Annotated in this window: 14 protein-coding genes, 4 tRNA genes and 1 rRNA gene; all 19 read right to left on the bottom strand. The window is 54.3% G+C overall.

From position 1 onward, the window contains the following. Positions 1-4: 4 nt before the first annotated feature. The gene (fusA, locus tag BW43_RS24255; protein ID WP_010206921.1) at positions 5-2,110 is read right to left on the bottom strand and encodes an elongation factor G; all 2,106 of its coding nucleotides are present in this window, start codon (positions 2,108-2,110) and stop codon (positions 5-7) included. Positions 2,111-2,140: 30 nt separating this feature from the next. Further along, complete coding sequence (gene rpsG, locus BW43_RS24260) at positions 2,141-2,611, bottom strand: 30S ribosomal protein S7 (RefSeq protein WP_002555493.1); 471 nt, start codon at positions 2,609-2,611, stop codon at positions 2,141-2,143. A gap of 118 nt (positions 2,612-2,729) precedes the next feature. Next, positions 2,730-3,101: a 30S ribosomal protein S12 gene (gene rpsL, locus BW43_RS24265; protein WP_002555494.1), complete on the bottom strand. Its 372-nt coding sequence runs from the start codon at positions 3,099-3,101 to the stop codon at positions 2,730-2,732. A 217-nt stretch (positions 3,102-3,318) separates the two neighbouring features. Next, complete coding sequence (gene rpoC / locus BW43_RS24270) at positions 3,319-7,518, bottom strand: DNA-directed RNA polymerase subunit beta' (protein WP_032884534.1); 4,200 nt, start codon at positions 7,516-7,518, stop codon at positions 3,319-3,321. Between the two features lie 64 nt (positions 7,519-7,582). Beyond that, a complete protein-coding gene (rpoB, locus tag BW43_RS24275) occupies positions 7,583-11,656 on the bottom strand; it encodes a DNA-directed RNA polymerase subunit beta (RefSeq protein ID WP_032884533.1) in 4,074 nt (1,357 codons plus the stop codon). Between the two features lie 219 nt (positions 11,657-11,875). Then, entirely contained in the window at positions 11,876-12,241 is a 366-nt protein-coding gene (gene rplL, locus BW43_RS24280) for a 50S ribosomal protein L7/L12 (protein ID WP_003176432.1), read from the bottom strand. A gap of 78 nt (positions 12,242-12,319) precedes the next feature. Beyond that, the gene (gene rplJ / locus BW43_RS24285) at positions 12,320-12,820 is read right to left on the bottom strand and encodes a 50S ribosomal protein L10 (protein WP_003232405.1); all 501 of its coding nucleotides are present in this window, start codon (positions 12,818-12,820) and stop codon (positions 12,320-12,322) included. Between the two features lie 199 nt (positions 12,821-13,019). Beyond that, positions 13,020-13,715, bottom strand: a complete 696-nt coding sequence (gene rplA / locus BW43_RS24290; RefSeq protein ID WP_032884532.1) for a 50S ribosomal protein L1 — start codon at positions 13,713-13,715, stop codon at positions 13,020-13,022. Beyond that, positions 13,715-14,146, bottom strand: coding sequence for a 50S ribosomal protein L11 (gene rplK / locus BW43_RS24295; protein ID WP_003176435.1), 432 nt, complete (start codon positions 14,144-14,146; stop codon positions 13,715-13,717). Before rplK ends, rplA begins: the two co-directional genes overlap by 1 nt. Before the next feature lie 117 nt (positions 14,147-14,263). Further along, positions 14,264-14,797 (bottom strand): transcription termination/antitermination protein NusG, encoded by a 534-nt coding sequence (gene nusG, locus BW43_RS24300; RefSeq protein WP_003176436.1) that lies wholly within the window; start codon positions 14,795-14,797, stop codon positions 14,264-14,266. Positions 14,798-14,806: 9 nt separating this feature from the next. Further along, positions 14,807-15,175, bottom strand: coding sequence for a preprotein translocase subunit SecE (gene secE / locus BW43_RS24305; RefSeq protein ID WP_032884531.1), 369 nt, complete (start codon positions 15,173-15,175; stop codon positions 14,807-14,809). Between the two features lie 45 nt (positions 15,176-15,220). After that, positions 15,221-15,296: transfer RNA gene (locus BW43_RS24310), tRNA-Trp, on the bottom strand. 161 nt (positions 15,297-15,457) lie between these two features. Beyond that, a tRNA-Thr gene (locus BW43_RS24315) sits at positions 15,458-15,533 on the bottom strand. Positions 15,534-15,558: 25 nt separating this feature from the next. Continuing rightward, a tRNA-Gly gene (locus tag BW43_RS24320) sits at positions 15,559-15,632 on the bottom strand. A gap of 24 nt (positions 15,633-15,656) precedes the next feature. Next, positions 15,657-15,741 (bottom strand) — tRNA-Tyr (locus BW43_RS24325). A 142-nt stretch (positions 15,742-15,883) separates the two neighbouring features. Then, positions 15,884-16,330 carry a hypothetical protein gene (locus BW43_RS24330; protein WP_032884530.1) on the bottom strand — a complete coding sequence of 149 codons (447 nt, stop codon included), beginning with the start codon at positions 16,328-16,330 and terminating at the stop codon, positions 15,884-15,886. A 7-nt stretch (positions 16,331-16,337) separates the two neighbouring features. Next, positions 16,338-17,087, bottom strand: a complete 750-nt coding sequence (locus tag BW43_RS24335; RefSeq protein WP_032884529.1) for a pantothenate kinase — start codon at positions 17,085-17,087, stop codon at positions 16,338-16,340. Next, entirely contained in the window at positions 17,077-18,036 is a 960-nt protein-coding gene (gene birA / locus BW43_RS24340; protein WP_032884528.1) for a bifunctional biotin--[acetyl-CoA-carboxylase] ligase/biotin operon repressor BirA, read from the bottom strand. The genes BW43_RS24335 and birA overlap by 11 nt, the downstream gene beginning before the upstream one ends. A gap of 167 nt (positions 18,037-18,203) precedes the next feature. Then, positions 18,204-18,298, bottom strand: a 5S ribosomal RNA gene (gene rrf / locus BW43_RS24345); the annotation flags it as partial.

Here is an 18,298-nt window from a genome sequence, read left to right as displayed (position 1 = left end):
TGAATCAGCCTTGTTTTTTGGATACAGTTTCAGCGATGTGCGCCGGAGCTGTGTTGTATTTTTTGAATTCCATAGAGTAGCTTGCGCGACCCTGGGACATGGAGCGAACGTCGGTCGCATAACCGAACATCTCACCCAACGGAACCTCGGCGCGAATCACTTTGCCGGAAACCGTGTCTTCCATACCCAAGATCATGCCGCGACGACGGTTAAGGTCGCCCATGACATCACCCATATAGTCTTCAGGTGTAACAACTTCTACCGCCATGATTGGCTCAAGCAACTCACCACCGCCCTTTTGGGCCAGTTGCTTGGTTGCCATGGAAGCAGCCACCTTAAACGCCATCTCGTTGGAGTCGACGTCGTGGTAAGAACCGTCAAAAACGGTTGCTTTCAGGCCGATCAGCGGATAGCCGGCAACAACACCGTTCTTCATCTGCTCTTCGATACCCTTCTGGATAGCAGGGATGTATTCCTTAGGAACAACACCACCCACTACTTCGTTCACGAATTGCAGACCTTCCTGACCTTCGTCAGCAGGAGCAAAACGGATCCAGCAGTGACCGAACTGACCACGACCGCCGGACTGACGAACGAACTTGCCTTCGATTTCACAGTTTTTCGTGATGCGCTCACGATAGGAAACCTGAGGCTTACCGATGTTGGCTTCGACGTTAAACTCACGGCGCATCCGGTCAACCAGGATGTCCAGGTGCAGCTCGCCCATGCCAGAGATGATCGTTTGACCAGTCTCTTCATCAGTCTTAACGCGGAAAGATGGATCTTCCTGAGCAAGCTTGCCCAAAGCGATACCCATTTTTTCCTGGTCATCCTTGGTCTTAGGCTCTACGGCAACCGAAATAACTGGCTCCGGGAAGTCCATGCGAACCAGGATGATTGGCTTAGCAGCGTCGCACAAAGTCTCACCAGTGGTGACATCCTTCATGCCGATCAGGGCCGCGATGTCACCAGCGCGCACTTCCTTGATCTCTTCACGGGCGTTTGCGTGCATTTGCACCATACGACCCACGCGCTCTTTCTTACCTTTAACCGAGTTGATCACACCGTCGCCGGACGCCAACACGCCCGAGTAAACGCGGACGAAAGTCAAGGTACCCACGAATGGGTCGGTAGCGATCTTGAACGCCAGGGCCGAGAACGGCTCGCTGTCGTCTGCATGACGCTCCATTTCCTCTTCCTCGTTATCAGGGTTGGTACCCTTGATAGCAGGAATGTCGGTTGGAGCAGGCAGGTAGTCGATCACAGCATCGAGAACCAGGGGAACACCCTTGTTCTTGAACGAGGAACCGCAAACAGCCAAGACGATCTCACCAGCGATAGTACGCTGACGCAGAGCGGCCTTGATTTCCACGTTGGTGAGTTCTTCACCTTCGAGGTACTTGTTCATCAGCTCTTCGCTGGCTTCGGCAGCAGCCTCAACCATGTTGTTGCGCCACTCGTCAGCCAGTTCCTGCAGTTCAGCAGGGATAGGCTTACGAACAGGAACCATACCTTTGTCGGAATCATTCCAGTAGACCGCTTCCATGTTGATCAGATCGATCTGACCCTGGAAGTTGTCCTCGGAACCGATAGCCAGTTGGATTGGCACCGGAGTGTGACCCAGACGCTGCTTGATCTGACCGATCACGCGCAGGAAGTTGGCACCAGCACGGTCCATCTTGTTTACGTAAACAAGACGTGGAACGCCGTATTTGTTGGCTTGACGCCATACGGTTTCCGACTGAGGCTCAACACCCGAAGTACCACAGAACACAACGACAGCGCCATCGAGTACGCGCAGGGAACGTTCAACTTCAATGGTGAAGTCTACGTGGCCCGGGGTATCGATTACGTTGAAGCGATGCTCGTCTTTGTACTGCTTCTCAGAACCTTTCCAGAAGGCGGTAATAGCAGCAGAAGTAATGGTAATACCACGCTCCTGCTCCTGAACCATCCAGTCTGTGGTCGCGGCGCCATCATGCACCTCGCCCATTTTGTGACTTTTGCCGGTGTAAAACAGTACGCGCTCGGTGGTGGTGGTTTTACCAGCATCCACGTGAGCAACGATACCGATGTTACGGTAGCGGCTAATCGGAGTAGTACGAGCCATAAAGCCCTCGCAAAATTAGTGAAGCTAAGATTAGAAGCGGTAGTGCGAGAAAGCTTTGTTAGCTTCAGCCATACGGTGCACGTCTTCACGCTTCTTAACAGCAGCACCTTTACCTTCAGCAGCGTCCAACAGTTCGCCAGCCAAACGCAGAGCCATAGACTTCTCGCCGCGCTTACGGGCGAAGTCTACCAACCAGCGCATTGCCAGGGCGTTACGACGGGACGGACGAACTTCAACCGGAACCTGATAAGTAGCGCCGCCTACACGGCGCGACTTCACTTCGACCAGCGGAGCGATGGCGTCGAGAGCTTTCTCGAAGATTTCCAGGGGGTCGCTGTTCTTGCGTTCTTTAACCTTTTCCAGCGCGCCATAAACGATACGCTCGGCAACGGCTTTCTTGCCGCTTTCCATCACGTGGTTCATGAACTTGGCCAGAATTTGGCTTCCGTATTTTGGATCGTCAAGCACTTCGCGCTTGGCTGCTACGCGTCTTCTTGGCATGGATAAGCCCTCAAACGGTCTTCAGGTTCGCTCGGAATCAGTGCCCTTTCGGGACGCCTCCGACCTTACTCTTATCGACTCAGAAAATAAGATGGTTCAGTTTTACAAAAAGCCGCTACTACTTAGGCTTCTTGGTACCGTACTTCGAACGACCCTGGTTACGACCTTTAACGCCGGAAGTATCCAAGGAGCCGCGTACGGTGTGATAACGAACACCTGGCAAGTCTTTTACACGACCGCCACGAATCAGCACCACGCTGTGCTCTTGCAGGTTGTGGCCTTCACCGCCGATGTACGAGGAAACCTCGAAACCGTTGGTCAGACGCACACGGCACACTTTACGCAGTGCCGAGTTAGGTTTTTTCGGCGTAGTGGTATACACGCGAGTGCATACGCCACGACGTTGCGGGCAGTTCTGCAGCGCAGGCACGTCGGATTTCTCGACGATACGCTTACGCGGCTGACGTACCAGCTGGTTGATAGTTGCCATCTACTAGCTCCACTGTTGTCTTGCGACGCTATTGTCTTGCAAGAAAAGCAAAAATGGCAGGAACGAGTTCCCGCCAAATTTAGGGGTACAAGAGTCTAAAGAGGATCTTGCCCCCAGTCAAGGCAAGGCCCCGACCTCCCCTCTCGTCGAACCGGGGCAAAATTGCCTCGATCCGACGAATGGGACTGCCAGGGCCCAGACTTATTTATTGCAGAACTCAGTTACCGCTTGAGTTCAGCGCTTCGGTCAGTGCAGCTTCCACTTCACTGGCGCTTACGCGCAGCGGCTTGTCAGCATCACGGCGGCGCTTACGCTCGCTGTGGTAAGCCAAACCGGTACCAGCCGGGATCAGACGACCCACGACCACGTTTTCTTTCAGGCCGCGCAAGTAATCGCGCTTACCGGTTACCGCTGCTTCGGTCAGTACGCGAGTGGTCTCCTGGAAGGAGGCCGCCGAGATGAACGACTCAGTAGACAACGACGCCTTGGTGATACCCAGCAGAACACGAGTGAACTTGGATACGAATTTCTCGTCGCCAGCCAGACGCTCGTTCTCTACCAGTACGTGAGTCAGTTCCATCTGGTCGCCCTTGATGAAACTGGAATCGCCGGATTCAGCGATTTCAACTTTACGCAGCATCTGACGCAGGATGGTCTCAATGTGCTTATCGTTGATCTTCACGCCTTGCAGACGATAAACATCCTGGATCTCGTTAACGATGTACTTGGCCAGCGCACTCACACCCAGCAGACGCAGGATGTCGTGTGGATCGCTCGGGCCGTCGGAGATAACTTCGCCGCGGTTTACCTGTTCGCCTTCGAAGACGTTCAGGTGACGCCACTTCGGAATCAGCTCTTCGTACGGATCGCTACCGTCGTTCGGGGTAATAACCAGACGGCGCTTGCCTTTGGTCTCTTTACCGAACGCGATGGTGCCGCTGACTTCAGCCAGAATCGATGCTTCTTTCGGACGACGAGCTTCGAACAAGTCGGCAACACGCGGCAGACCACCGGTGATGTCACGGGTCTTCGAAGTTTCTTGCGGGATACGAGCGATAACATCACCGATCGCAATCTTCGCACCATCCGCTACACCGACCAGGGCGTTAGCTGGCAGGAAGTACTGAGCGATTACGTCAGTGCCTGGCAGCAACAAGTCCTTGCCGTTGTCATCGACCATCTTAACGGCAGGACGGATGTCTTTACCGGCAGCTGGACGATCTTTCGCGTCGAGTACTTCAATGTTGGTCATACCGGTCAATTCGTCAGTCTGACGCTTGATCGTGATGCCTTCTTCCATGCCCACGTAGGTCACGGTACCTTTCATTTCGGTAACGATTGGGTGAGTGTGCGGATCCCACTTGGCCACGATTGCGCCAGCGTCGACCTTGTCACCTTCTTTAACCGAAATCACAGCACCATACGGCAGCTTGTAACGCTCACGCTCACGACCGTAGTCGTCAGCGATTGCCAGCTCACCGGAACGGGATACCGCAACCAGACAGCCATCCACTCGCTCAACGTGCTTCAGGTTGTGCAGACGGACAGTACCGCCATTCTTCACCTGAACGCTGTCAGCTGCGGAGGTCCGGCTTGCCGCACCACCGATGTGGAACGTACGCATGGTCAGCTGGGTACCCGGCTCACCGATGGATTGGGCAGCGATAACGCCGACCGCTTCACCGATATTCACCTGGTGACCACGAGCCAAGTCACGGCCATAGCACTTGGCGCAAATACCGTAGCGGGTTTCGCAGCTAATCGGCGAGCGAACAATCACTTCGTCGATGCTGTTGAGTTCGATGAACTCGACCCACTTCTCATCAACCAGAGTGCCGGCAGGAACGATGATTTCCTCAGTACCTGGCTTGAACACGTCACGCGCAATAACACGACCCAATACGCGCTCACCCAGCGGCTCTACAACGTCACCGCCTTCAATGTGCGGAGTCATGAGCAGGCCGTGCTCGGTGCCGCAATCGATCTCGGTTACAACCAGATCTTGTGCAACGTCTACCAGACGACGTGTCAGGTAACCGGAGTTAGCGGTTTTCAACGCGGTATCCGCCAGACCTTTACGAGCGCCGTGAGTGGAGATGAAGTACTGAAGTACGCTCAAACCTTCACGGAAGTTCGCAGTAATCGGCGTTTCGATGATGGAACCGTCCGGCTTGGCCATCAGGCCACGCATACCGGCGAGCTGACGGATCTGCGCAGCAGAACCCCGCGCGCCCGAGTCGGCCATCATGTACATCGAGTTGAAGGACTCCTGGTCGACTTCGACGCCATGACGGTCGATGACTTTCTCTTTCGAGAGGTTGGCCATCATCGCCTTGGAAACTTCATCGTTCGCCTTGGACCAAAGGTCGATCACTTTGTTGTACTTCTCGCCCTGTGTTACCAGGCCCGAGGCGTACTGGCTTTCGATCTCTTTCACTTCGTCAGTAGCAGCACTGATGATGCGGGCTTTTTCATCCGGAATAACAAAGTCGTTAACACCGATGGAAACGCCGGAAATGGTCGAATAAGCAAAACCGGTGTACATCAACTGGTCAGCGAAGATAACAGTCTCTTTCAAACCAACCACGCGGTAGCACTGGTTGATCAACTTGGAGATCGCCTTTTTCTTCATCGGCAGGTTGACGACATCGTACGACAGACCTTTTGGCACAACTTGATACAACAGTGCACGGCCGACAGTAGTGTCGACGATACGAACGTTGCTCACGCTTCCGCCATCACGATCGTTGACGGTTTCGTGGATCCGCACCTTGACCTTGGCGTGCAATGCGGCTTCGCCGGCACGGAACACACGGTCAACTTCCTGCAAGTCCGCAAATACACGACCTTCGCCTTTGGCGTTGATCGCTTCACGCGTCATGTAGTACAGACCCAATACAACGTCCTGCGACGGAACGATGATTGGCTCACCGTTGGCTGGCGACAGAATGTTGTTGGTCGACATCATCAACGCACGCGCTTCCAGCTGGGCTTCCAGCGTCAGCGGTACGTGCACGGCCATTTGGTCGCCGTCGAAGTCGGCGTTGTACGCAGCACAGACCAGAGGGTGCAGCTGAATAGCCTTACCTTCGATCAGTACCGGTTCAAACGCCTGGATACCCAGACGGTGAAGGGTCGGTGCACGGTTGAGGAGGACCGGGTGTTCGCGAATCACTTCAGCAAGAACGTCCCAAACCTCTGGCAGTTCGCGCTCGACCATTTTCTTGGCCGCTTTGATGGTGGTCGCGAGACCGCGCATTTCCAGCTTGCCGAAGATGAACGGCTTGAACAGCTCGAGAGCCATCTTCTTAGGCAGACCGCACTGGTGCAGGCGCAGGGTCGGGCCTACGGTAATTACCGAACGACCGGAGTAGTCAACACGCTTACCGAGCAAGTTCTGACGGAAACGACCTTGCTTACCCTTGATCATGTCGGCCAGGGATTTCAGAGGACGCTTGTTGGAACCCGTGATAGCGCGACCACGACGACCGTTGTCAAGCAGGGCATCAACCGCTTCTTGCAACATACGCTTTTCGTTGCGCACGATGATGTCCGGAGCGGACAGATCAAGCAGGCGCTTCAAGCGGTTGTTACGGTTGATCACGCGACGGTATAGGTCGTTGAGGTCGGAGGTCGCAAAACGACCGCCGTCCAACGGTACCAGCGGACGCAGGTCTGGCGGCAGAACCGGCAGAACGGTCAGCACCATCCACTCTGGCAAGTTGCCGGAACCCTGGAAGGCTTCCATCAACTTCAGACGCTTGGACAGCTTCTTGATCTTGGTTTCGGAGTTGGTTTGCGGTATTTCTTCACGCAGACGGCCAATCTCGTGTTCCAGGTCGATAGCGTGCAACAGTTCGCGGACCGCTTCGGCACCCATGCGGGCATCGAAATCGTCGCCGAACTCTTCCAGCGCTTCGAAGTACTGCTCGTCGTTCAGCAACTGACCCTTTTCAAGGGTGGTCATGCCTGGGTCGATAACGACATAGCTCTCGAAGTAGAGAACGCGCTCGATATCACGCAGGGTCATGTCCATCAGCAAACCGATACGGGACGGCAGCGATTTCAGGAACCAGATGTGAGCAACCGGCGAAGCCAGTTCGATGTGCGCCATGCGCTCACGACGAACCTTGGCCAGTGCAACTTCAACGCCACACTTCTCGCAGATCACACCACGGTGTTTCAAGCGCTTGTACTTACCGCACAGGCACTCGTAATCCTTTACCGGGCCAAAGATCTTGGCGCAGAACAGGCCGTCACGTTCAGGTTTGAACGTACGGTAGTTGATGGTTTCCGGTTTTTTAACTTCACCGAACGACCACGAACGGATCATCTCAGGCGATGCCAACCCAATACGGATGGCGTCGAACTCTTCGACTTGACCCTGGTTTTTCAGCAAATTCAGTAGGTCTTTCAAGGCCTTTCCTCCTGGCGGAGCAGAGAGCGGGCTAAACAGCCCCGCTCTCGATTCGCGTCACGTGTTATTCGGTTTCCAGATCGATATCGATGCCGAGGGAACGAATTTCTTTGATCAACACGTTGAAAGACTCGGGCATGCCCGGCTCCATACGGTGATCGCCGTCCACGATGTTTTTGTACATCTTGGTCCGACCGTTCACATCGTCCGACTTCACTGTGAGCATTTCTTGCAGAGTGTAAGCAGCACCGTATGCTTCCAGTGCCCAGACCTCCATCTCCCCGAAACGCTGACCACCGAACTGAGCCTTACCACCCAGCGGCTGCTGGGTAACCAGGCTGTACGAACCGGTAGAACGAGCGTGCATCTTATCGTCTACCAAGTGGTTCAGCTTCAGCATGTACATGTAGCCAACAGTAACCGGGCGCTCAAACTTGTTGCCGGTACGGCCGTCGAACAGCTGCATCTGGCCGCTTTCTGGCAGGTCTGCCAGTTTCAGCATGGCCTTGATTTCGCTTTCCTTGGCACCGTCGAACACCGGGGTAGCCATCGGAACGCCACCGCGCAGGTTCTTCGCCAGATCCAGGATTTCCTGGTCGGAGAAGGTGTCCAACTCTTCGTTGCGACCGCCGATCTCGTTGTAGATCTCGTGCAGGAACTTACGCAGGTCTGCGACCTTGCGCTGCTCTTCGATCATACGGTTGATCTTCTCGCCCAGACCTTTGGCCGCAAGGCCCAGGTGGGTTTCAAGGATCTGACCAACGTTCATACGCGAAGGTACGCCCAGCGGGTTGAGGACCACGTCGACCGGAGTGCCATTGGCATCGTGCGGCATGTCTTCAACGGGCATGATCACGGAGACCACACCTTTGTTACCGTGACGACCGGCCATCTTGTCGCCCGGCTGGATGCGACGACGGATTGCCAGGTAAACCTTGACGATTTTCAGAACGCCTGGAGCCAGGTCATCGCCCTGCTGCAGTTTGCGCTTCTTATCTTCGAACTTGTCGTCCAGCAGACGGCGGCGATCAACGATGTACGCCTGGGCCTTCTCGAGCTGCTCGTTCAGAGCATCTTCAGCCATGCGCAGTTTGAACCATTGGCCGTGCTCAAGACCGTCGAGGATTTCGTCGGTGATGTCCTGACCTTTCTTAAGACCTGCGCCGCCTTCAGCCTTGTGGCCTACCAAAGCGGAACGCAGACGCTCGAAGGTCGCGCCTTCAACGATACGGAACTCTTCGTTCAGGTCCTTGCGGATCTCGTCGAGCTGAGTCTTCTCGATGGACAGCGCACGAGCATCACGCTCAACGCCATCACGGGTGAAGACCTGTACGTCGATGACAGTACCCTTGGTACCAGTAGGTACACGCAGGGAGGTGTCTTTAACGTCGCTGGCTTTTTCACCGAAGATGGCACGCAACAGCTTCTCTTCCGGAGTCAGTTGGGTCTCGCCTTTCGGAGTGACCTTACCAACCAGGATGTCGCCTGCGCCAACTTCAGCACCTACGTAAACGATACCGGCTTCGTCCAGCTTGTTCAGTGCAGCTTCACCCACGTTCGGGATGTCCGCAGTGATCTCCTCCGGCCCAAGCTTGGTGTCACGTGCCACACAGGTCAGTTCCTGAATGTGGATCGTGGTGAAGCGGTCTTCTTGAACAACACGCTCGGACAGGCAGATGGAGTCTTCGAAGTTGAAGCCGTTCCACGCCATGAACGCGATGCGCATGTTCTGACCCAGTGCCAGTTCACCCATGTCGGTGGACGGGCCGTCGGCCATGATGTCGCTACGCTGGACGCGATCACCCTTGCTCACCAGCGGTCGCTGATTGATGCAGGTGTTCTGGTTCGAGCGGGTGTATTTGGTCAGGTTGTAGATGTCGACACCGGCTTCGCCAGTTTCAACTTCATCATCAGCAACACGAACCACGATACGGCTGGCATCAACAGAGTCGATCACGCCGCCACGACGAGCCACGACGCAAACGCCGGAGTCACGCGCTACGTTACGCTCCATGCCGGTACCTACCAGTGGCTTGTCAGCGCGCAGGGTCGGTACAGCTTGACGCTGCATGTTGGAACCCATCAACGCACGGTTGGCGTCATCGTGCTCCAGGAACGGGATCAGCGACGCTGCAACCGAAACTACCTGCTTCGGCGAAACGTCCATCAAGGTGACGTCTTCCGGCGCCTTAACGGTGAACTCATTCAGGTGACGAACAGCTACCAGCTCGTCAATCAGGACTTTCTTGTCGTTCATCGTGGCCGAAGCCTGAGCGATCACGTGATCAGCTTCTTCGATGGCGGACAGGAACACGATCTCGTCAGTGACCAGAGCGTCTTTCACCACACGGTACGGGCTCTCGAGGAAACCGTATTGGTTGGTGCGCGCGTAGGCCGCCAAGGAGTTGATCAGACCGATGTTCGGACCTTCCGGTGTTTCGATCGGGCAAACGCGACCGTAGTGCGTCGGGTGTACGTCACGAACTTCAAAGCCAGCACGCTCACGGGTCAGACCGCCCGGGCCCAGAGCGGAAACACGGCGCTTGTGGGTGATCTCGGAGAGAGGGTTGTTCTGGTCCATGAACTGCGAGAGCTGGCTGGAACCGAAGAACTCTTTCACCGCCGCAGCCACTGGCTTGGCGTTGATCAGGTCTTGCGGCATCAGGCCTTCGCTTTCAGCCATCGACAGACGCTCTTTGACCGCACGCTCAACACGCACCAGACCAACACGGAACTGGTTCTCGGCCATTTCGCCTACGCAGCGAACACGACGGTTACCCAGGTGGTCGATGTCATCGACGATGCCTTTACCGTTACGGATGTCGACTAGAGTCTTCAGTACCGCAACGATGTCTTCTTTGCACAACACGCCCGAACCTTCGATCTCGGTACGACCGATACGACGGTTGAACTTCATCCGACCGACCGCAGACAGGTCGTAACGCTCAGGGCTGAAGAACAGGTTGTTGAACAGGGTCTCAGCAGCGTCTTTGGTTGGTGGCTCGCCAGGACGCATCATGCGATAGATCTCGACCAGCGCTTCCAGTTGGTTGCTGGTGGAGTCAATCTTCAACGTGTCAGAGACGAACGGACCGCAGTCGATATCGTTGGTGTACAGGGTCTCGATGCGAACAACCTGAGCCTTGGCGATTTTGGCCAGGATCTCAGTGTTCAGCTCGGTATTGCACTCAGCCAGGATTTCGCCTGTAGCCGGGTGAACGATGACCTTGGCGGTAGTGCGACCCAGGACGTAGTCCAGAGGCACTTCCAGCGACTTGATACCGGCCTTTTCGATCTGGTTGATGTGGCGCGCAGTAATACGACGGCCAGCCTCAACGATTACCTTGCCATTCTCATCCTGGATATCCAGGACAGCAATTTCACCACGCAGACGCGATGCGATGAGCTCCAGGCTGAGGGTTTCATCCTTCAGGCTGAATACGTTGGTGGTGTAGAAAGCGTCCAGCACCTGCTCGGTGGTATAGCCGAGCGCGCGCAGCAGCACAGAAGCTGGCAGCTTACGGCGACGGTCGATACGCACGAACACGCAGTCTTTAGGATCGAACTCGAAGTCCAACCAAGAACCGCGGTACGGAATGATCCGCGCGGAGTACAGGAGTTTGCCGGAGCTGTGCGTCTTGCCGCGGTCGTGATCGAAGAACACACCCGGTGAACGATGCAGCTGAGAAACGATAACACGCTCGGTACCGTTGATAACGAAGGTACCGTTTTCAGTCATCAGTGGGATTTCACCCATGTAGACTTCTTGCTCTTTGATGTCCTTGATCGCTTTATTCGACGACTCTTTGTCGAAAATGATCAGACGGACTTTTACCCGCAAAGGTACGGCGTACGTAACACCGCGCAACACGCATTCTTTGACATCAAATGCCGGTTCGCCCAGGCGATAACCGACGTACTCCAGCGCAGCATTGCCGGAGTAGCTGATGATCGGGAAAACGGATTTGAAGGCCGCATGCAGGCCCACGTCGCGGAACTGATCTTTGGTCGCTCCCGCCTGCAAGAATTCACGATACGAATCCAGCTGGATAGCCAGAAGGTACGGGACATCCATGACGTCCGGCAACTTGCTAAAGTCCTTGCGGATACGTTTTTTCTCAGTATATGAGTAAGCCATCAGCGTTCCCCAGCTTGGTCACCTGCTTGTTTGGCCCCTCCGACGGGAGCAGCCAGAAAATCTTGCAAACCCCATGGTTTGCACCACCACTTCGGGTGGCTACAGCGCGTTAATGGCGGCGACCGAGTCGACAGCCAATAACGGAAAAAGGCCGGTGGCAAGAGCCACCAGCCATCAGCCTTCAGCTTAACGCTTGGGCTGGAGACGCAAAGTCGATGCTTACTTCAGCTCGACTTTAGCGCCTGCTTCTTCCAGAGTAGCTTTGGCTTTGTCAGCTGCGTCTTTCGACACTGCTTCCAGAACCTGGGCAGGAGCGCCGTCAACTACAGCCTTGGCTTCTTTCAGGCCCAGACCGGTCAGTTCACGTACTGCCTTGATCACGTTTACTTTCTTCTCGCCAGCTTCCAGCAGCATGACGTTGAATTCGGTTTGCTCTTCAGCAGCAACAGCAGCAACTGCTGGGCCAGCGGAAGCAGCGGCAGCGGAAACGCCGAATTTTTCTTCGAAAGCTTTGATCAGCTCAACAACCTGCAGAACCGACATTTCAGCTACGGCGTTGAGGATATCGTCTTGGGAGATAGACATTGCTGTATTTCCTGAATTGGGGGACGGCCTACGCGGCCATCGAAATAAACAAAAATACGCGAGAGAAGTCGCTCAGCCTTAGGCTGCGGCAGCTTCTTTTTGCTCGCGAACTGCAGCCAGAGTACGAGCCAGCTTGCTGGTAGCGCCTTGAATCACGCTCATCAGCTGCGAAATGGCTTCGTCGCGGGTCGGCAATGTTGCCAGTACGTCGATTTGGTTAGCTGCGAGGAACTTGCCCTCGAACGCAGCTGCCTTGATCTCGAACTTATCCTGACTCTTGGCGAATTCCTTGAACAAACGGGCAGCAGCGCCTGGATGATCTTTGGAGAAAGCGATCAGAGTCGGGCCGGTGAACACGTCATTGAGAACACTGTATTCAGTGTCAGCAACAGCGCGCTTGAGCAGGGTGTTACGTACAACACGTACGTATACACCAGCTTCACGAGCCTCTTTACGGAGTCCGGTCATAGCGCCTACTGTCACACCACGGGCATCAGCCACGACAGCGGACAGGGCAGCTTTGGCAGCCTCGTTGACTTCAGCGACGATGGCCTTCTTGTCTTCGAGATTAATTGCCACGGGTTTAACTCCTGCTTGTTACCGTTTCATCTGGCCTAGGCCGGATGTCGTTTTGGTGTCTGATTCGGTAAGGAACCGGGAGCACCATCTGCGTAGGCTTTTGGTTTAAGACTTGCGTCGCCTACGGTCTTGGATAGCCCCCGCCAGGCAGGGACCCCAATTTTTTCAATTGACGCAATCGCTTGCGTCAATCTGTGTCTTATACGTCCAGCGAGCCTTGGTCGATGACCAGACCTGGGCCCATAGTGGTGCTCAGGGTAACGCGCTTGACGTAGATACCTTTAGAAGAAGCTGGCTTGATACGCTTAAGATCAGCGATCAGGGCTTCAACGTTTTCCTTCAGCTTGACGGCGTCGAAACCGACCTTGCCAACGGAGGTGTGAATGATGCCGTTTTTGTCGGTGCGATAACGAACCTGACCAGCCTTGGCGTTTTTAACCGCGGTAGCTACGTCTGGCGTTACAGTGCCGACTTTAGGGTTAGGCATCAGGCCACGCGGACCAAGGATCTGACCCAACTGACCTACAACACGCATTGCATCCGGGGAGGCAATAACTACGTCGTAGTTCAGGTCGCCGCCTTTCATTTCGGCAGCCAGGTCGTCCATGCCAACGCGATCAGCGCCAGCGGCCAGAGCAGCTTCAGCTGCCGGGCCTTGGGTGAAGACGGCTACACGTACAGTCTTGCCAGTACCGTGTGGCAGCACAGTAGCGCTACGAACGACTTGGTCGGACTTACGCGGGTCCACACCCAGGTTTACAGCAACGTCAACGGACTCGCTGAATTTGACAGTCGACAGCTCGGTCAACAGGGCTGCAGCGTCTACAAAGCTGTAGGCCTTGCCTGCTTCGATTTTGCCGGCGATAGCCTTTTGGCGCTTGGTCAGCTTAGCCATTACACACCCTCCACGTTAAGGCCCATGCTACGAGCAGAACCGGCGATGGTACGCACGGCTGCATCCATATCAGCTGCAGTCAGATCCGCGTTTTTGGTTTTCGCGATTTCTTCCAGCTGAGCACGAGTTACAGTGCCGACTTTAACGGTGTTAGGACGAGCGGAACCGCTAGTCAGACCAGCAGCCTTCTTCAGCAGAACCGAAGCCGGGGTCGACTTAGTTTCGAAAGTGAAGCTACGGTCGCTGTATACAGTGATGATCACTGGAGTCGGCAGACCTGGTTCAAGACCCTGAGTACGGGCGTTGAAGGCCTTGCAGAATTCCATGATGTTCACGCCATGCTGACCCAGAGCTGGACCAACAGGTGGGCTTGGGTTGGCCTGAGCGGCCTTCACTTGCAGCTTGATGTAAGCGGTAATTTTCTTGGCCATGAGGCACTCCAATTACGGGTTCAAACGCCTCGAAAGGCTCCCCGGTTACTTGCGCGTTTATCCCAGTGACGACAAAACCCCACAGCCTAAGGCTGCGGGGTTGGGATGCTTAGCCAGCTAGACCTTCTCGACCTGGCTGAACTCCAACTCTACAGGAGTAGAGCGACCGAAAATGAGCACTGCCACTTGGATCCGGCTCTTCTCGTAGTTAACCTCTTCGACAGTGCCGTTAAAATCAGCAAACGGACCATCTGTAACACGAACAACCTCACCCGGCTCGAACAAAGTCTTCGGCTTAGGCTTGTCACTACCATCAGCAACGCGACGCAGAATTGCTTCTGCCTCTTTATCAGTGATCGGAGCAGGCTTATCAGCGGTACCGCCAATGAAACCCATGACACGAGGCGTATCCTTGACCAAATGCCAAGTACCTTCATTCATGTCCATCTGAACCAAAACATAGCCAGGGAAGAACTTACGCTCACTTTTACGCTTCTGACCATTCCGCATTTCAACCACTTCTTCAGTGGGAACCAGAATTTCGCCGAAGCCATCTTCCATGCCTGCCAGCTTCACGCGCTCTAGCAAAGAGCGCATAACATGCTTCTCGTAACCCGAGTAAGCATGAACAACGTACCAACGCTTAGCCACGGGACACCCTTAGCCAACAATCAAGGAAACAAGCCAACCGAGCAGGGAATCAAGCCCCCACAACAGCAACGCCATAACCAGAACAACAGCCACAACAATCAACGTGGTCTGCGTGGTTTCTTGGCGAGTCGGCCAAACGACTTTACGGATTTCGGTGCGAGCTTCCTTTACCAGTACCGCAAAAGACTTGCCTTTAGCAGTCTGCAAGCCCACAAAGGCAGCCACAGCAGCAATAACAAGCAAAGCGAGCACACGGTACAGGATCGGCGAAGCAGAATAGTACTGATTGCCAACTACGCCTACGACCACCAACGCTACAACAACTAGCCACTTGACGAGATCGAAACGAGAGCTTTGAGCTTCAGCCTTAGGAGTCATCTATGAAGATCCTGTGAAAAGAAAGCCAGACACACCACGTGAATCTGGCAGGTCAGGAGGGAATCGAACCCCCAACCTACGGTTTTGGAGACCGTCGCTCTGCCAATTGAGCTACTGACCTAAAACAAAATCAGGCCGACCATTATGCAGGCCTGAAAAAGACTTTACAACAACCAACCCCAACAGACTTGAGACAACCTGGCAAAACCACCAGATACAAAACACTCAAGCCGAGGCAGCTGTTAAAACAAAGGCAGATATTTTCATATCTGCCTTGTTATATGGAGCTCTTGAGCGGATTTGAACCGCTGACCTCACCCTTACCAAGGGTGTGCTCTACCAACTGAGCTACAAGAGCAAAACACATGCACAACCTGCAAACTTGGAGCGGGTAGCGGGAATCGAACCCGCATCATCAGCTTGGAAGGCTGAGGTTCTACCACTAAACTATACCCGCGGAGCTTGCAGCTCACGCTAAAAATGGTGGAGGGGGAAGGATTCGAACCTTCGAAGTCGTAGACGTCAGATTTACAGTCTGATCCCTTTGGCCGCTCGGGAACCCCTCCTAAGCGAGCCGGCATTTTACATTACGCCGACCTTCTGTCAAGCATTTTCTCATTTAAATTATGAGGTTAGCTGCATTGACGCCGCATCTCATTAAATCCCCCTAAAGGTCTTCACTGCGAAGCGGGCGCCATTCTATGCAAACTATTCGACAGTTGCAATGCCTTCGCACAGCATTATTTTATGTTTTAACTCATTGAATTCCTTAACAAGGTTTTCAAAGGGCAGATCTTCAGCCAGGCGCCGGCTTTCCGGGGCCACCCGGAGCCAGTAACCTTGAGCATCTGGCGTACTCAGCAGTTGAACCTTGACCTTTATATCCAAGCTAGTGAGACGCTGCTCGACAGATTGCGCTTGGCGCTGGTCTGTAAATCCACCAATGTACAAACAGGTACTTTGCGAATCAGATACCTTTGCCCGCTCCCTGCGGATCACTGCATCCGAAGATTCACTCAGCAGACGAATATCCTGCTGAGCACCTCGATAGAGACTCAGAGGAGTAACGTCTTTAGCGCGCAGCGGGGCCTCTTGCTGGTGCCATATGTAGTAAAAGGCGTTGAGGATCAGTAAAAGCAAAAACAGCCAACGCATAAACACCTCAAGATAACGGGCACGCCATCGCCAGACCAACGAAAACCAAATCAGGAACGAGTCGAGCCTGCGGCACAGAGCCCAATACCAAATCAGCATCTCCGCCAGTCAGGAATATACTGAAGTCATCGCCCCAGTAGCTGCGCGCGAGCTCTACCTGGGTCAGAACAAATCCTCGAAGCATCAACGCACAGCCTCGCTCTACTGCCTCGACTGTTGTACGACCTGGTGAGAGGCACTCCAAAGCCCTTTCAGCAGCGGCATCGCCATACCTTATCTTTCGCGTATGTGTACGCAGCTGATTCCTCATGAGAGACATGCCCGGACAAATAAAGCCTCCCAGGTGCTCGCCATCCTCAGCTATAAAATCTGCAGTCGCCGCAGTGCCAAAATCGAGCACCAAGCAGGCACCCGAGGCCAATTTAAATCCACCGAGCATTGCCAACCAGCGATCCAGACCAAGGCGCTCAAAATCTTCGTAGCCGTTACGTACCCCAGCCACTTCACGAGCTGAAGCAGCACTGGTAACAACAACACCAAATGTATCCACAAGCGCTTCAACCAGTTTTTCCGTCTCTTCCTGCGCACGGACGCTCACTAACCTGCAACGCGTCAGCAACAACTCAGGCAGCGCCAGCAGGCTATCAATCAAGGCAGCATCCGAACCTGCAACACCTTCAGCCGAGGCGTTCACCCCGCTCGAATCAAGCACACGCCATTTGATAAAGCTATTCCCACAGTCGAGCTCAAGAATCATCACGCAACCTCAGGCTTAGCTCACCACCACTGTATATTTTCTCAACACCATCAACACTCAAACGCAAAGCACCTTGACGATCAACACCCAGCACCACTCCATCGACCTGGTTGACACCGGCTATAAGCGACACAGCCCTCCCCTGCCAAGCGTGATTTTTCTCCCACTCATTCTGAAGCTCGGCAAAACCTAGCACCCGGTGTCGACCCAAGTAGCCTTGCAACTGCAAACCCAGCCGGGCAATCAGGGCGTTTCGATCAACAGGAAAACCCGTCTCTAACTGCACTGATGTCCATTGCTGATCAACCTCGCCAGCCTTCTGCATATTGACGTTGATGCCTATTCCAAGGACAACGTGACAGATATCAGCAGGATCCCCTACGAGCTCCAGCAAAATCCCGGCAATTTTCTTTTGCCCTACGAGAACGTCGTTTGGCCATTTTAAAGTCGCAGTCTGAACTCCAGACTCACGCAGGGCTTGCATGACCGCCAATCCAACCACAAGACTTAAGCCTTCCAACTGCCGAAGACCATCCTCAATACGCAATACAAGGCTGTAATAGACATTCTGGGCAAATGGACTGACCCACTTTCGACCACGCCTGCCTCTTCCCGCCGTTTGCTGCTCCGCAAGCACCAGAAAGGGCGTCGCGCACTCAACCCCAGCAAGACGCAAAGCTTCCGCATTTGTTGAGTCAATGGAATCGTAGATATGGATAGGCCATGCTAAATCAGGGGCATGCTGCTCAATTTCCGCAGCACTCAAGAAAACCAATGGGGATGCTAATTGATACCCCTTTCCACGAACCTTATGAACAGGCAGATTCAATTCGGCCTCAAGGTGCTGGAGTTGCTTCCAGACAGCACTGCGACTGACGCCCAGGGCGGCGCCAAGTGCTTCCCCGGAATGAAATCGGCCATCTTTCAGAAGTTCTAACAACGTCAGCATGCAAGTATCGCCTCACAATGAGGAACGCATGATAGCCATGCGAAAGACCATTGCATAGAAAGGCAGGCGTCTAGCCCTGAAGGCGGCCATGAGAAAACCTGCCGGCACTTTCCGATCGCCCAAAACAAAACCCCATCTGCTTTCGCAAATGGGGTTTCGGAATTTAATCTTGACGATGACCTACTCTCACATGGGGAAACCCCACACTACCATCGGCGATGCATCGTTTCACTACTGAGTTCGGGATGGGATCAGGTGGTTC

The organism is Pseudomonas sp. RIT357, from assembly GCF_000632245.1.
Taxonomy (GTDB): Bacteria; Pseudomonadota; Gammaproteobacteria; order Pseudomonadales; family Pseudomonadaceae; genus Aquipseudomonas; species Aquipseudomonas sivasensis.
Note: the sequence above shows the minus strand (reverse complement) of the source record. Positions and strands in the feature narration are given on the sequence as shown.

What these genes read in the sequence shown, in the direction of transcription:
- rpoB (WP_032884533.1), bottom strand. Translation starts at nt 11,656, where the DNA reads ATGGCTTACTCATATACTGAGAAAAAACGTATCCGCAAGGACTTTAGC.
- rpsG (WP_002555493.1), bottom strand. Translation starts at nt 2,611, where the DNA reads ATGCCAAGAAGACGCGTAGCAGCCAAGCGCGAAGTGCTTGACGATCCA.
- secE (WP_032884531.1), bottom strand. Translation starts at nt 15,175, where the DNA reads ATGACTCCTAAGGCTGAAGCTCAAAGCTCTCGTTTCGATCTCGTCAAG.
- rplK (WP_003176435.1), bottom strand. Translation starts at nt 14,146, where the DNA reads ATGGCCAAGAAAATTACCGCTTACATCAAGCTGCAAGTGAAGGCCGCT.
- rpsL (WP_002555494.1), bottom strand. Translation starts at nt 3,101, where the DNA reads ATGGCAACTATCAACCAGCTGGTACGTCAGCCGCGTAAGCGTATCGTC.
- BW43_RS24330 (WP_032884530.1), bottom strand. Translation starts at nt 16,330, where the DNA reads ATGCGTTGGCTGTTTTTGCTTTTACTGATCCTCAACGCCTTTTACTAC.
- fusA (WP_010206921.1), bottom strand. Translation starts at nt 2,110, where the DNA reads ATGGCTCGTACTACTCCGATTAGCCGCTACCGTAACATCGGTATCGTT.
- rplL (WP_003176432.1), bottom strand. Translation starts at nt 12,241, where the DNA reads ATGTCTATCTCCCAAGACGATATCCTCAACGCCGTAGCTGAAATGTCG.
- BW43_RS24335 (WP_032884529.1), bottom strand. Translation starts at nt 17,087, where the DNA reads ATGATTCTTGAGCTCGACTGTGGGAATAGCTTTATCAAATGGCGTGTG.
- birA (WP_032884528.1), bottom strand. Translation starts at nt 18,036, where the DNA reads ATGCTGACGTTGTTAGAACTTCTGAAAGATGGCCGATTTCATTCCGGG.
- rplA (WP_032884532.1), bottom strand. Translation starts at nt 13,715, where the DNA reads ATGGCTAAGCTGACCAAGCGCCAAAAGGCTATCGCCGGCAAAATCGAA.